Consider the following 14480-nt stretch of genomic DNA (forward strand, 5'->3'; position numbering starts at 1 on the left):
GTACCCATCTATTTTGCCGCTGCCGGCAAGCCGGTGGCGACCAGATACACCTCGAATGTTCCGGCACCGGAGCTGAAACGGACCCGGTTCTGGAGAATTCCCACGATCCTGGCGCCGGAAACCGTATCCCCTTCCTTCAGGAGAAAGCCGTTCACCACCGCCCGGGACGCCCCGCGATGTTCCTGCCAGGCGATGCCCGACACCTTGATGTCCGCGGGAGCGGGAACGAGGGCTGTGGCGGCGGGCCGGGCCGGCTCCGCGGGGGCGGGGACGGCTGCGCCCTCCTCGGCGGCCGGGGCGGCAGGCTGTGCCGGCTTGGCAACCGGGGGACGCCGGGGCGCCTGCGCTGGTTTGGCCGCCGGCGGGGGCGACACGACCTTCCGGGGAGCGGCCGCCGGAGGCGGCCCGGGCGGCGGAACGGGCGCCGCCGGCTTGGCGGGGAGCGCCTGCGGCACCGCCGGCTGCGGTGGCATCGGGGGCGACGGCGGGACCTGGGCCAGGGGCGGGGCAACGGCATGCCGCTTCGCCCTCCCCTTGCCGTCGTGCAGGAACAGGAAGGTGGCCCCGAAGGTGACGAGCGACGCCAGCAGCACCAGCCCCAGGATGAGGGGCCAGTTGCGGCGCTCCTTGTGGGGGGCCGAGCCGGTTTTGAACAGTTCCCCGGCAATATTGACCATGCCGGTACCGCGGGCCTTCCGCTCCTTCTCGCTCTCCAGCTTTTTCAAGGCATCTAGGATATAACTCATGGATTTCCGTTCACTTTCCTGGGAAGAGCAGTCCGGTGATTCGTTCCCACAGTCCCCTGCGGGGGGCTACGGCCCCGGCTTCGGCAATGACCCGGGCAGCGATGTCCGGCGTCACCGTCAGGCTTTCCCGCGTCCAGGCCAAAAGCAGCGCCTGTTCGCAGGCAACGTTGATCAGGCGGGGGATACCGCCCGAGAAGCGGTAGATCCGTTTCACCGCGCCAGGGGTGAAGAGCCCCGGGATGCGGCTGCCGGAAATCTTGACGCGATGGCTGATATACTCCGTCGTATCGTCGAGCCCCATGGGCGACAGCCGGCAGCGCACCGTGATCCGCTGGTTGAGCTGCCGCAGGTCGTGGCGGTTGAAGACGTCGTCCAGCTCGGGCTGACCGGCCAGGATGATCTGGATCAGCTTGTCCTGCTCCGTCTCCAGATTGGAGATGAGGCGCACCTGTTCCAGGACCTCCGGCGCCAGGTTCTGGGCCTCGTCGATCACCAGCACCAGGGTGCGGCCTGCGGCATTCTGCTCCAGGAGGTAGCGGTTGAGGGCCTCCAGGTAGGCGAAACTGTTCTTTTCAACGGGCTCGATGCCGAAATCGCGGCAGATGCTGGCCAGGAGCTGCTCGCCCGAGAGGCAGGGGTTGAAGATCAGGGCGCTCTTGTACTTTTCCGGATCGAGTTGCGACAGCAGGGTGCGCAGCACCGTGGTCTTGCCGGTTCCCACCTCGCCGGTCATGGCGATGAAACCGGCATGGCTGTCGATGCCGTACAGGAGGTGGGCGAACGCCTCCCGGTGGTTGCCGCTCAGGTAGATGAAGTGGGGATTGGGCGTGATGGTAAACGGTTTTTCGCTGAAGCCGAAAAAGTCACAGTACATCGGACGCTACTTTCCCTCTCGCGCGGTGCGGATTTCACTCTCCACCCGGGCCCGGGCGGTGCCGCCGGGCACATTGCGGGCATTGACGCTGGCTTCGACGGTTATGGCCCCGAAGATGTCATTGTCGATCTTGGCCGAAAACAGTTGCCACTCGGCCAGGGAAAGCTCGATGATGTCCATCTCGTTCTCCACGCAGTAGGCCACCGCCTTCCCCACCACCTCGTGGGCGTCGCGGAAGGGCAGCCCCTTGCGCACCAGGTAGTCGGCCACGTCGGTGGCGGTGGAGAAACCGTAACCGGCGGCACTGCGCATGGTCTCCCCGTTGATCCGCATCTCCCTGATCATGTCGGCGAAGATCTTGAGGCTCCCCTTGACCGTGTCGATGGTGTCGAAGAGCGGCTCCTTGTCCTCCTGCATGTCCTTGTTGTAGGCCAGCGGCAGCGACTTCATCACCGTCAGAAGCGCCATCAGGTTGCCGTAGACCCTGCCGGTCTTGCCCCGCACCAGTTCCGGCACGTCCGGGTTCTTCTTCTGGGGCATGATGGACGAGCCGGTGCAGAAGCCGTCCGACAGCTCGATGAACTTGAACTCGCTGGTGGACCAGAGGATCAGCTCCTCGGAGAAGCGGGACAGGTGCATCATCAGGATCGACGACGCGGCCAGGAACTCCAGGGCGAAATCCCGGTCCGAGACCGAGTCCAGGGAGTTGCGGGTGATGGTGGGGAAATTCAGTTGCTCGGCCACGTACTCCCGGTCGATGGGGAAGGTGGTGCCGGCCAGGGCGCCCGCCCCCAGGGGGAGCACGTTGACCCGCTTCAGGCAGTCCTCCATGCGCCCCTTGTCGCGCTTGAACATCTCCACGTAGGCCATGAGGTGGTGGCTGAACAGGATCGGCTGGGCGGTCTGCAGATGGGTGAAGCCGGGCATGATCACGTCCAGGTTCGCCTCGGCCTGCCCCAGCAGGGCGTCGATCAGCAGGTCCAGGTAGGTGGAGATAGCCACGATCTCGTCCCGCAGGTAGAGGCGGATGTCCAGGGCCACCTGATCGTTGCGCGAGCGGCCGGTGTGCAGGCGCTTGCCCGCCTCGCCGATCTTGGTGGAGAGCCGCGCCTCGATATTCATGTGGATGTCTTCCAGGGCGATGGAAAAGTCGAACTCGCCCGCCTCGATCTGTTGCAGGATCTGCTGCAGGCCGTGGACGATCTGCTCCACATCCTCCATGGGGATGATCCCCTGCTTGCCCAGCATGCGGGCATGGGCGATGGAGCCCCGGATATCCTGGTGGTAGAGGCGCTTGTCGAACTGGATCGAGGCGGTGAACTCCTCGACGAATTTATCGGTGGGCTGGGTGAAGCGGCCGCCCCACAGCTTGTCTTTGGACATGGTATCTCGGTTCCTCGTGCGTGGAAGTAAAGTTGATGACGGGCGCTACTATACGTGAAAAATGGATAAAATCAAAGCGGAGAGTCTTTTTGGGTGGATGACGGTGGGCGATAGAGCGAAGGGGCATCCCCTCACCCGGCCTTCGGCCACCCTCTCCCGGAAGGAGAGGGTGGTACTGTGCTTAAAAAACTTGTTTTCAACACCACTATGGTGTAAGTTTTAACATGGCCGAAAAACGGAAGCCCACATATGATCTTGATGCGTTTAAGGCCGTATTTGCAAGTACCGAAAGACTTGCCGTCACAGGTACAGCGCTACGCGGGGCCGCTTCGCTTGGATTCGGCAAAGCCGAAATAGTGACCACCATTCAGAGTATGAAGCGAGGTCATTTCTATAAATCAATGACATCCTATGCCGATGCCCGACAATGGCAGGATGTCTATCACGTACCCTCCCCAGTGGGGATGATTTATGTGAAATTTACCGCCGACGTCGTCACAGAGTTTTTGTTGTTGTCGTTTAAGGAGAAAGATAATGACTAATCCCGTCTGTCCTGAAACAGGTGCACCGATGTATCGCGGCGTGCGTCCTATGACTCTAGCCTACAAAGGGAAGAACGTCACTTTCGATATGCCTGGCTGGTATTGTGACCAATCAGAGGAGAGTATCCATACCAGCGAGGACATGAAAGTTTCCGACCGGATGTTAAACCGTCTCAAGGCACAAGGCGAGGGTTTGCTTGAGCCGGAAGAAATTCGGCGTATTCGTAAAAAACTTCATCTCTCGCAGGAAGCCGCAGGACTTTTAATCGGTGGTGGTCCGAGGGCTTTCCAAAAATATGAGAATGGAGACTTGGTGCCGAGTCGGGCTATAAGTAGTGCTCTCGCTTTGTTAGATCACGATCCAGAGTCTTTATCGGTACTTGAGATACGGAGTAAAGCTGCTTAGTCTTCTTGGAATCAAATGGGGAGTGTCCCTATTTAGCCCATAAAAAATGAATAATGGAGACGCGGCCCTTCAGCAGTTTCTCTATAACCTTTTGCAGACTGCAATGGACTGGAAACAGCAAAGGGGCATAACATAGTCATGCCCCTCCGTGTCCAACAGACAGCCTGTACCGGAAGAAAAACCCTATTTCTTCCGGTTGGCCTGCATCAGCGACCTGATCCGGAGCCGGAGCGAATTGATCTTGATGAAGCCCTCCGCATCGGCCTGGTTGAAGACCTGATCCTTTTCGAAGGTGGCGAAATCCAGGTTGAAGAGCGAATCGGTATCGGACTTGCGCCCCACGGTGCGGCAGAGTCCCTTGTACAGCTTGACGCGGGCCACGCCGTTGACGCACTTCTGGGAATCGTCGATGAGGGTCTGGAGCATCTGGCGCTCGGGGGAGAACCAGTAGCCGCCGTAGACCTGGCGGGCGTACTCGGGGATGAGGCTGTCGCGGATACGCAGGACTTCACGGTCCATGGTGATCTGCTCCACCGCCGAGTGGGCTTCGCGCAGGATGGTGCCGCCGGGGGTCTCGTACACGCCGCGGGACTTCATACCCACCGAGCGGTTTTCCAGCAGGTCCACCCGGCCGATGCCGTGCTGGCCACCCAGGAAGTTGAGGTGGGCCAAAAGCTGGGCCGGCGTCATCTGCTCGCCGTCTACGGCCACGGCGTTGCCGTTCCTGAACTCGATCTCCACGTACTGGGGCTTGTTGGGGGCCTTTTCCGGCGCCGTGGTCAGCACGTACATCTCTTCGGGCGCCTCGGCCCAGGTGTCCTCCAGGATGCCCCCCTCGAAGGAGATGTGCAGCATGTTGCGGTCCGAGGACCAGGGGCGCTTCTTGGTGACCGGGATCGGGATGCCGTTCTTCTTGGCGTATTCGATCAGGGCCTGGCGGCTGTTCAGGTCCCACTCGCGCCAGGGGGCCACGACCTTGATGGCGGGATTGAAGTGATAGTAGGCCAGTTCGAAACGGACCTGGTCGTTACCCTTGCCGGTGGCCCCGTGGGAGACGGCGTCGCACTTCTCCTTGGCGGCGATCTCCATCTGGCGCTTGGCGATCAGCGGCCGGGCGATGGAGGTGCCCAGCAGGTAGTGCCCCTCGTAGATGGCGCTGGCGCGGAACATGGGGAACACGAAATCCCGCACGAACTCTTCCCGCAGGTCGTCGATGTACACCTTGTCGGCACCCGTGGCCAGGGCCTTCTCGCGGATCGGCGCCAGTTCGTCCCCCTGCCCCAGGTCGGCCGAAAAGGCGACCACCTTGCAGCCATACTCGTTCTTGAGCCACTTGAGGATGATGGAGGTATCCAGGCCGCCCGAATAGGCCAGGACGATCTTCTTGATTTCCTGCTTCTGAGTTTTTGCCATGTCACTTCTCCCTCTGAATTATGTATGTTGGTCCTTCATAAACTTGTCCCGAATCCGCCGGGATTTCTCCGGCATGGTCGCGTGGAAAAACTCCGCCATCATCTCCAGTCGCCGCAGCTTGTCCTCCACCGGCATACTGCGATACTCCTGGATCTGCTCCCGTGTCCGGTAGTAGAGGAGAGGAGGATTCTCACCCGGTTCATTCATCTTTGATTTGCCTGAGATAGTAGACATCCACCCTGTCCTGTGGCCTGCCGGCCTCCTCTGTAACAGTTTTTGTATGAATTCCCTAAGAAACGTCGATTTTCCGTCAGTCCAAGGCGCCCAACGGAACCCGCGGAGGCGTGGCAGCGCCACGTCGCACAAGGAGTTCCCGCAGGGCAACGCCGGCATGGCGGAAAAGCGGCGTTTCTACCCCATGAGTGTCGCCATGATCGCCTTCTGCACATGCAGCCGGTTCTCGGCCTCGTCCCACACCACCGAATTTTTCCCTTCGATGACCGAGTCGGAGATCTCCTCGCCGCGGTGGGCGGGGAGGCAGTGCAGGACGACGGCGTCCGGCTTGGCCAGAGCCAGCAGGGCATCATCCAGGCAGTAGCCGGCAAAGGCCTGCTCCCGCTCCTTCTGCTCCGCTTCCTGTCCCATGCTGGCCCACACGTCGGTGTTGATCACGTCGGCCCCCGCCACCGCCGCCTTGGGATCGTCCGTCACGGTGATCCGGCCCGGGGCCTTGGCCTCGGCCCAGGCCAGCACCGTCTGGTCCGGCCGGTAGCCGGCCGGACAGGCCAGGGCCAGGTCGAAGCCGAAGATGGCCGCCGCCTCGATCCAGGTGTTGGCCATGTTGTTGCCGTCCCCCACCCAGGCGAACTTCAGTCCCTGGTAGCTGCCCTTGTGTTCCACAACCGTCAGGAGGTCGGCCATGATCTGGCAGGGATGGAACAGGTCGGTCAGGCCGTTGATCACCGGCACGGAGGCGTAGCGGGCGAATTCGTCCACGATCTCCTGGCCGAAGGTCCGGATCATCACGCCGTCGCAGTAGCGGGACATGACCCGTGCCGTATCCCTGATCGGCTCGCCGCGCCCGATCTGGGAATCCTTGTTGGAGATGAAGAGGCCGTGGCCCCCCAGTTGGAACATCCCCACCTCGAAGGAGATGCGGGTCCGGGTGGAGGACTTTTCGAAGATCATGGCCAGGGCCTTGCCGTCCAAAAGCCGGTGGGGGACGCCCTGTTTCTGCTTCGCCTTCAGCTCCCGCGCCAGGGTCAGCATGCCGTCGAGTTCTGTCTTATTGTAATCGTGCAACGCCAGAAAATGCCGCGCCATTCTTTCCTCCGTTTATGCCTCGACCTCGGCCAGAATGCCGTCGAGGATTGCGATCATCTGCGTTATTTCCTGCTTGGTGACCACCAGTGGCGGCACGAAGCGCAGCACCGTGTCGTGGGTCACGTTGAGCAGAAGGCCCTTGACGTGCCCCTTCTTGACGATCTCGGCGCCGGGGATGGCCAGACTCATGCCGATCATCAGGCCGATGCCGCGCACCCCCTTGACAAAGGGATACTTCCTCCCCAGGGTTTCCAGTTCGCCCAGCAGGTACTCGCCGATCTCCTCGGTGCGGTTGAGGATCCCCTCTTCCAGGATGGTGCGCACCGTGGCGATGGCCGCCGCGCAGACCAGCGGGTTGCCGCCGAAGGTGGAGCCGTGGGTGCCGGGTACAAAGGCTGCGGCAAACTCGTCCCGGGCCAGCATGGTGCCGATGGGCGCACCGCCGGCCAGGGCCTTGGCCAGGGTCATGATGTCGGGGAGCACGTCGAAGTGTTCGTAGGCAAAGAGCTTGCCGGTACGCCCCATGCCCACCTGCACCTCGTCGAAGATCAGGATCAGGCCGTGCTGGTCGCAGATGCGGCGCACCTCGCGGAAATAGCCGGGCGAAGGGACGTTGACGCCCCCCTCCCCCTGGATCGGCTCCAGCATGACGGCGCAGGTGTTGGGCGTGACGGCCGCCTCCAGGGCGGCGACATCGTCGAAGGGGACGTGCTTGAAGCCGTGCAGCAGCGGATCGAAGAAGCGCTGCACCTTCTCCTGTCCGGTGGCGGAGACGGTGGCCATGGTGCGGCCGTGGAACGACTCGGCGGCGGTAATGATCTCGTAGCGTTCGGGACCGAATTTGTCGCGGCTGTACTTGCGGGCCAGCTTGATGGCCGCCTCGTTGGCCTCTGCCCCGGAGTTGCAGAAAAAGGCCTTGTCGGCAAAGGAATGGCTGCACAGAAGCTCGGCCAGTTCGATCTGCTGCGGGATCTGGTAGTAGTTGGAGCAGTGGATCAGCTCGGCGGCCTGTTTCTGCAGGGCCGCGACCACCGCGGGATGGCAGTGCCCCAGGTTGTTGACCGCGACCCCGCCGAGGAAATCGAGGTATTCCCTGCCGTCGGCATCCCACAGGCGACACCCCTCTCCCTTCACCGGCACGATGGGGTAGCGTCCGTAGGTCTTCATGATGTATTTATCCGATTTTTCAATCCATTGTTGTGTGTTCATTGCATTTCCAATCTATGAAAAGCGATTTTTTCGTCAGGCCCAGGCGATCGAGGGATGACGAGGAGACGTAGCAGGCCTACTCCGCCGAAGCAGCGTTGGCTGCGAAGGCCGGGCGCTACGCCGCACGAGGAGGACCGAAGATCAACGCCGGCATGGCGGAAAAGGCGCTTTTCATTTCACGATTTCCGTGCCTATGCCGCCATCGGTAAATATCTCCAGCAGCACCGCGTGCTCCACCCGGCCATCGATGATGTGGGCCTTCTTGACCCCTTCGTTCAGGGCGTCGGCGCAGCAGACCACCTTGGGGATCATGCCGCCGGTAATGGCCTCTTCCTCGATCAGGCGGTGCATGTCGGCCACGGCGATGCTGCCGAGCAGGGTGCCGCTCTTGTCCTTGACCCCTTCGATATCGGTCAGGAGGATCAGCTTCTCGGCGTTCAGGGCCGCCGCCACCCGGCCGGCCACCAGGTCGGCGTTGATGTTGTAGCTCTCCCCTTCGGGCCCGACCCCCACCGGCGCGATCACCGGCAGATATCTCCCGCTCTCCAGGGTCTTGATCAGGTCGGTGTTGACCTTGACCACGTCCCCCACATAGCCGATGTCCACCGTCTCGTGGGAGCCGTCCTCCGTCTTGATCTCCTGGAGCAGCTTTTTGGACAGAAGCAGGGTGCCGTCCTTGCCGGAAAGCCCGACGGCGCGGCCGCCGTGCTGGTTCAGGTAGCCCACGACCTCCTTGTTCACCTGGCCGACCAGCACCATCTCCACCACCGACATGGTTTCCGCGTCGGTGACCCGCATGCCGCGGACAAATTCGGAGACGATCCCATAGCGCTTGAGGGTCTGGTTGATCTGCGGGCCGCCGCCGTGCACGATGACCGCATTGATCCCCAGGGACTTGAGCATGATCACATCCAGGGCAAAGGATGCCTTCAGCCGCTCGTCGGCCATGGCATGACCGCCGTACTTGATGACGAACGTCTTTCCCGAAAAACGCCTGATGTACGGCAGCGCCTCCATCAGCGTATTGGCCTTCCCTATCAGGTGTTCCATCATGGCGCGTACCTTGATCCCTCAATAAATAAAACTGCCGACCGTAAAGGAGGCAGTTTACCGTAAAGCAGGCAAAATCTCAAAAGGTTATTGCAAGGGCAACGTCACCGTGACCGTGCTCCCCTGCTGCGGCACGCTGTCGATGGTGATGGAACCGCCATGCTGGCGCACGAACTCGCGGGCGTAGAACAGCCCCAGCCCGAAGCCCCGCACCTGGCCGGCATTGTCCGGGTCTGCCTGGTAGAACTTCTCGAAGACCTTGGACAACTCGTCGCGGGGGATGCCGATGCCGGTATCGGCGACGGCCACGTGCACAGCGTCTCCGGTGCTGCGCAGCGTGATGGACACCTGCCCGGTTTCGCCGGAAAACTTGTAGGCGTTTTCTATGACCTGCTGAAAGGCGAAGGTGATCTTCCCCCGGTCAAGCTGCAGCACGGGCAGGGGCGATGGGTGGAACTCCGTCTCGATCCCCTCCTTGCGCTCCGACGCCCCGATGACCTCCACCAGGATGCTGTTCAGGTCGCACGGCTCCAGGCTCAGTCCCTCGCGTCCCTCCATGACCTTGCTGAAGGAGAGCAGGTCCGACACCAGGCGTCCCAGATACTCGACCTCGTTGTTGACGAGCTTGATATTCTGGCGGAATATCTGGTCGTTCTGATCGTAGATCCCCCTTTCCACGTTCTGGAGAAAGAGCGAGATGGCGGTGATCGGCGTACGCAGCTTGTGGGAGATGAGGGAGAGGAAGTTGCTCTTGAAGCGGTCGAGCCGTTTGAGGCTGGCCAACTCCTCCCTGAGCCGCTTCCTGGCCAGGGACTTTTCTACGGCGGTCCTGAGCTGCAGCAGGTTGAGGGGCTTGTTGATGAAGTCGTCCGCCCCCTCCTTGAGGGCATTGAGGATGATCTCCTTCTGGGAAAACCCGGTCATGATGATCACGACCGCGTTGGGGTCCAGGCTCTTTACCTGGCTGAGCAGGTCGATGCCCGACCCCCCCGGCATCATCACGTCGGCCAGGATCAGGTCGCAATGTTCCTGCTGATAGAGTTGCAGCGCCTCTGCGCAATTGCCGGCCTGAAGGATGCGATACTCCTTGAGGACCTTTTCGCACAGTTCGCGGATAACCTGCTCGTCGTCCACGATAAGGACCGTTTCCGGCTTGTTCGACGGCTGGAGGCCCTCGTTATGCTGCATCTGCAAAGTCATGTTGCGACCTGTTCACCCGTTCGGATTATGGTCCCGCCAGCACCTGCGCGGCGGCAGCCAAGGCTTCTTCGAGCTTCTCGGGCTGGGAGCCGCCGGCCTGGGCCAGTTCGGGCTTGCCCCCCCCGCTCCCCCCGATGAGGGGCGCCAGTTGCTTGATTATATCACCGGCCTTGACCGTGGCTGTCAGGCCTTTGGTGACCGCCACCAGCAGGTTGGCCTTGCCCCCGATGGCGGCGCCCAGGATCACGACCCCCTCCCCGATGCGGTCCTTCAGGGTATCGGAGAGATCGCGCAGCGCCTTGACGTCCTCCACCGCCACCTTGACGGCCAACAGCTTCATGCCCCGCACCTCCACAGCCTGCGCGAGCAGGTCGCCCGAGGCGGCGGCATTGAGCCTGCCCTGCAGGGCTTCAACCTCCCGCTGCAGTTCCTTCTGGCGGGCGAGGAGCCGTTCCAGGCGTTCCAGGGGGTTGCCCCCTTCGGCCTTGAGCAGCGCGGCCACGGCCCGCTGCTCATCCTCCATCTGCCGGACCAGGGCCAGGGCGCCGGTGCCGGTCAGCGCCTCGATGCGGCGCACCCCGGCGGCGATGCCGGTCTCGGCGACGATCTTGAACAGTCCGATGTCCCCGGCGGCGCGCACATGGGTGCCGCCGCACAGTTCCATGCTGACGTCGCCGACCCTGACCACGCGCACCGTGTCGCCGTACTTCTCGTCGAACAGCGCCGTGGCCCCGGCCTCGATGGCTTCCGCTATCGGCATCTGGTTCGTGGTCACCTGATCGTTGCCCATGATGTAGGTGTTGACCATATCCTCCACCCGGCGGATCTCGTCGGCGGTCATGGCGGAGAAGTGGGTGAAGTCAAAACGCAGGCGCTCGGCGGAGACCAGCGATCCCGCCTGCTTGACGTGGTCCCCCAGCACCTGGCGCAGGGCCGACTGGAGCAGGTGGGTGGCGGTATGATTGCGGGCCGTGGCGTTGCGGGTGGGCTGGGCCACTTTCAGGTCCGCGGCGTCCCCCTTTTTGAGCGCCCCCTCCTTCACCACCCCGTGGTGCACGATCAGATCCGGATAAGGACGGCTGGTGGCGCGCACCTCCAGGTGGGCATTGCCGGTGGAGATGACCCCCTCGTCCCCCTTCTGCCCCCCGGAGTCGCCGTAGAAGGGGGTCGTTTCCGTGATGATCCCGACCGACTCGCCGGCGGCTGCGGAGTCAACTTCGACCCCGTCCCTGACGATGGCCAGCACCGGCCCGTAGACCGACATCTCGTCGTACCCCACGAAGGTGCTGCGCACGCCGCGGTTGTGAAGCTCCTTGAACACCTGGGCGATCCCCTCTTCTCCCGACCCCTTCCAGTGCTCCCGGGCCTGTTCCCGCTGTTTCTCCATGCAGGTCTCGAAGCCGGCCTCGTCGATGGTGAAGCCCTCGCTCTCCACGATATCTGCGGTCAGGTCGGTGGGGAAGCCGTAGGTGTCGTACAGCTTGAAGAGGATGTCGCCTGGGATGACGCTCTTCCCGGCACCGCGCAGGGAGGCGACTTCGTCGTTCAGGATGGCCAGGCCGCGGTCGAGGGTCTCCGCGAAGCGCTGCTCCTCGGCCAGGACCACCTTCTTGATGTAGGCCTCCCGCTCCAGCAGTTCCGGGTAGGCGTCGCCCATCATGTCGCGGACCGCGTCCACCGTGTGGTAGAGCATCGGCTCGGCAAAGCCGAGCATCTTGGCATGGCGGGCGGCCCGGCGCATGATGCGGCGCAGCACGTAGCCGCGCCCCTCGTTGCTCGGCAGGGCCCCATCACAGATCAGGAAGGTCGTCGCCCGCGAGTGGTCGGCGATGACCCGCATGGAGACGTCGTCCTTCTCGTTGGCCCCGTATTTTTTCCCCGACAGCCGCTCCACGTGCCTGATGATGCCCAAAAGCAGGTCGGTATCGTAGTTGGAGATGACCCCCTGCATGACCGCCGAGATCCGCTCCAGCCCCATGCCCGTATCCACCGACGGCTTGGGCAGCGGCGTCAGCACGCCGTCGCTCGACCGGTCGAACTGCATGAACACGTTGTTCCAGATCTCCATATAGCGGTCGCAGTCGCAGCCCACGGTACAATCAGGGCTGCCGCACCCCGCCTCGGGCCCCTGGTCGTAGAAGATCTCCGAGCAGGGACCGCAGGGACCGGTGTCCCCCATGGACCAGAAGTTGTCCTTCTCGCCGAAACGGAAGATCCGCTCCCGGGGGACCCCCTCCTGAAGATGCCAGATGTCGGCGGCCTCGTCGTCGTCGTTGTACACGGACACGTACAGGCGGTTCTTGTCCAGCCCCAGATCCCTGGTGAGAAATTCCCAGGCAAAGGCGATGGCCTCCTTCTTGAAGTAATCGCCGAAGGAAAAATTGCCCAGCATCTCGAAGAAGGTATGGTGGCGGGCCGTGCGCCCCACGTTTTCCAGGTCGTTGTGCTTGCCGCCGGCGCGCACGCATTTCTGCGAGCTGCACGCCCGGGTGTAGTCCCGTTTTTCCATCCCGAGGAAACAGTCCTTGAACTGGTTCATGCCGGCATTGGTAAACATGAGCGTCGGGTCGTTCTTGGGGATGATCCCCGAACTGGACACCACCGTATGCCCCCGGTCGGCAAAAAATTTCAGAAAACGCGCGCGAATCTCATTCCCTGTCATGGGTCTCCTCATATGCAACAGCAATGGTAATTTTGGTTTTCAGTCAATTACTTCAGCTTTCAAAATCTTCATGATCGCCCCGAGCCCGAAACCGCGGCGCTGCAGGAAGGCGACGACCCGGCGCCGCTCCCGGTCGTCGGCCGCGGGAAAGGAGAAGCCGGGGAACCTGCGTTCCATGACGGACCGCAGGTCGTCCTGCTCGTCGCGCTCCTGGCGCAGGCGTCCCAGCGCCTCCTCCACCAACTCGGCCGGCACCCCGTGGCGGCGCAGCTCCTGGCGCAGACGCGGGCCGAAAAAACGGCCGCCGTTCACCGCCGTCTCGGCGAAACGCTCGGCAAAACGGCGATCATTGAGCCACCCCTGGCTCTCCAGGCGGGCCACCGCCCCTTCAACCGTCCCTTCGTCGAATCCCCGCCGCGCCAGCTTCCCGCGCATCTTCGCCGTCGTGTAATCCCGTGCGGCAAGGAGCTTCAGCCCATCCTGAAAGGCCCGTTCCGGGGACGCCGGTTCAGAATTTTTCAATGTCGAGCTTCCGCGGCTCGCCGGCCTCGTCCTCCTGGGTCTCGAAGCTTTCCCAGGATGCGTCCGAGGTCGAGGAGATGCCGGACACCTTGAGGGCGAAATCGTCCGGGTTCGTGCTCTGGCGCAAGGCCTCGTCGTAGCTGATCAGGTTCGTGGTGTAGAGCTTCATCAGCGACTGGTCGAAGGTCTGCATGCCGTAGGTGACGAATCCCTGGGAGATGGCATCGTGGAGCTGCTTGGTCTTTTCCTTGTCGTCGATGTACTCCTTGACCCTGGCCGTACCGAGCATGACCTCCACGGCCGGGACGCGCCCCTTGCCGTCGGCCCGCGGCACCAGCCGTTGGGAGATGACCCCCTTGATGATGCCGGACAGCTGGATGCGCACCTGGCGCTGGTGGTACGGGGGGAACACGCCGATAATGCGGTTGATGGTCTCGGCCGCATCCATGGTGTGCAGGGTGGACATGACCAGGTGGCCGGTCTCGGCGGCGGTCATGGCCGTTTCGATGGTTTCGTAATCGCGCATCTCGCCCACCAGGATCACGTCCGGGTCCTGGCGCAGGGCCCCCTTGAGCGCCGCAGAGAAGCTCGGCGTGTCGGTGCCCACCTCCCGCTGGCTGATGATGCTCTTGTTGTCGCGGTGGAGAAACTCCACCGGGTCTTCGATGGTGATGATGTTGGCGGTACGGTTCTGATTGATGAAATCGATCATGGCCGCCAGGGTGCTCGACTTCCCGGAGCCGGTGGTGCCGGTCACCAGGATCAGGCCGCGCTCCTCCTGGCAGATCTTCTTCAGGACCGGCGGCAGGTTCAGGCCGTCCAGCGTCGGTATGGTGAAGGAGATGGTACGGAAGACCATGGCCACCGTGCCGCGCTGACGGTAGGCGCTGACCCTGAAACGCCCCAGCCCCGGCACGGCATAGGCCAGGTCCACTTCCGAGTTCTCCTCGAACAGGCGGCGCTGGCGGTCGTTCATCATGGCCTGGCACATGTCCACCACCACATCCGGCGAGAGGCGCTGGGTGTTGGGAATGGGGTGCAGCCGCCCGTCGATGCGCACGATGGGGGGCAGGCCGGTTTTGATATGGATATCCGAGCCCTTGGCCTTGACGGCGATAGTCAGAATTTCGTCCAGATCCATGCATGCCTC

Annotated in this window: 14 protein-coding genes; 2 read left to right on the forward strand and 12 right to left on the reverse strand. The window is 62.5% G+C overall.

The window, feature by feature from the left end:
• Window positions 1-8: 8 nt before the first annotated feature.
• Genes FO488_RS19505 through argH form a run of 3 tightly spaced genes read right to left on the reverse strand, consistent with a single transcriptional unit; the run spans window position 9 to window position 3003 of the window.
• The gene (locus tag FO488_RS19505) at window positions 9-746 is read right to left on the reverse strand and encodes a hypothetical protein (RefSeq protein ID WP_168206064.1); all 738 of its coding nucleotides are present in this window, start codon (window positions 744-746) and stop codon (window positions 9-11) included.
• Window positions 747-756: 10 nt separating this feature from the next.
• A complete protein-coding gene (locus FO488_RS15610; RefSeq protein WP_149211404.1) occupies window positions 757-1620 on the reverse strand; it encodes an ExeA family protein in 864 nt (287 codons plus the stop codon).
• 6 nt (window positions 1621-1626) lie between these two features.
• The gene (gene argH / locus FO488_RS15615) at window positions 1627-3003 is read right to left on the reverse strand and encodes an argininosuccinate lyase (protein WP_149211405.1); all 1377 of its coding nucleotides are present in this window, start codon (window positions 3001-3003) and stop codon (window positions 1627-1629) included.
• Between the two features lie 224 nt (window positions 3004-3227).
• Between argH and FO488_RS15620 the strand changes: the two genes are divergently transcribed.
• On the forward strand, window positions 3228-3545 hold the full coding sequence (locus FO488_RS15620; protein ID WP_149211406.1) for a type II toxin-antitoxin system MqsR family toxin: 318 nt from the start codon (window positions 3228-3230) through the stop codon (window positions 3543-3545).
• Window positions 3538-3951, forward strand: coding sequence for a type II toxin-antitoxin system MqsA family antitoxin (locus tag FO488_RS15625; protein WP_205743290.1), 414 nt, complete (start codon window positions 3538-3540; stop codon window positions 3949-3951). The genes FO488_RS15620 and FO488_RS15625 overlap by 8 nt, the downstream gene beginning before the upstream one ends.
• 183 nt (window positions 3952-4134) lie before the next feature.
• On the opposite strand, the gene FO488_RS15630 is transcribed toward FO488_RS15625, so the two are convergent.
• From FO488_RS15630 to FO488_RS15670, 9 genes are all read right to left on the reverse strand, one after another.
• Window positions 4135-5364, reverse strand: a complete 1230-nt coding sequence (locus tag FO488_RS15630; RefSeq protein ID WP_149211408.1) for an argininosuccinate synthase — start codon at window positions 5362-5364, stop codon at window positions 4135-4137.
• 18 nt (window positions 5365-5382) lie between these two features.
• Entirely contained in the window at window positions 5383-5571 is a 189-nt protein-coding gene (locus FO488_RS15635) for a hypothetical protein (protein WP_168206065.1), read from the reverse strand.
• A 204-nt stretch (window positions 5572-5775) separates the two neighbouring features.
• Window positions 5776-6687, reverse strand: a complete 912-nt coding sequence (gene argF / locus FO488_RS15640) for an ornithine carbamoyltransferase (protein WP_149211410.1) — start codon at window positions 6685-6687, stop codon at window positions 5776-5778.
• Window positions 6688-6699: 12 nt separating this feature from the next.
• On the reverse strand, window positions 6700-7896 hold the full coding sequence (locus FO488_RS15645; RefSeq protein ID WP_149211411.1) for an acetylornithine transaminase: 1197 nt from the start codon (window positions 7894-7896) through the stop codon (window positions 6700-6702).
• Between the two features lie 171 nt (window positions 7897-8067).
• Window positions 8068-8946, reverse strand: coding sequence for an acetylglutamate kinase (gene argB, locus FO488_RS15650; RefSeq protein WP_149212221.1), 879 nt, complete (start codon window positions 8944-8946; stop codon window positions 8068-8070).
• Between the two features lie 87 nt (window positions 8947-9033).
• Window positions 9034-10134, reverse strand: a complete 1101-nt coding sequence (locus FO488_RS15655; RefSeq protein WP_149211412.1) for a hybrid sensor histidine kinase/response regulator — start codon at window positions 10132-10134, stop codon at window positions 9034-9036.
• 37 nt (window positions 10135-10171) lie between these two features.
• Window positions 10172-12808 carry an alanine--tRNA ligase gene (gene alaS, locus FO488_RS15660; protein WP_149211413.1) on the reverse strand — a complete coding sequence of 879 codons (2637 nt, stop codon included), beginning with the start codon at window positions 12806-12808 and terminating at the stop codon, window positions 10172-10174.
• 39 nt (window positions 12809-12847) lie between these two features.
• A complete protein-coding gene (locus FO488_RS15665; RefSeq protein ID WP_149211414.1) occupies window positions 12848-13330 on the reverse strand; it encodes a regulatory protein RecX in 483 nt (160 codons plus the stop codon).
• Window positions 13317-14471, reverse strand: coding sequence for a type IV pilus twitching motility protein PilT (locus FO488_RS15670; RefSeq protein ID WP_149211415.1), 1155 nt, complete (start codon window positions 14469-14471; stop codon window positions 13317-13319). The genes FO488_RS15665 and FO488_RS15670 overlap by 14 nt, the downstream gene beginning before the upstream one ends.
• Window positions 14472-14480 lie beyond the last annotated feature (9 nt).

This window comes from Geobacter sp. FeAm09 (assembly GCF_008330225.1).
Lineage (GTDB): Bacteria > Desulfobacterota > Desulfuromonadia > Geobacterales > Pseudopelobacteraceae > Oryzomonas.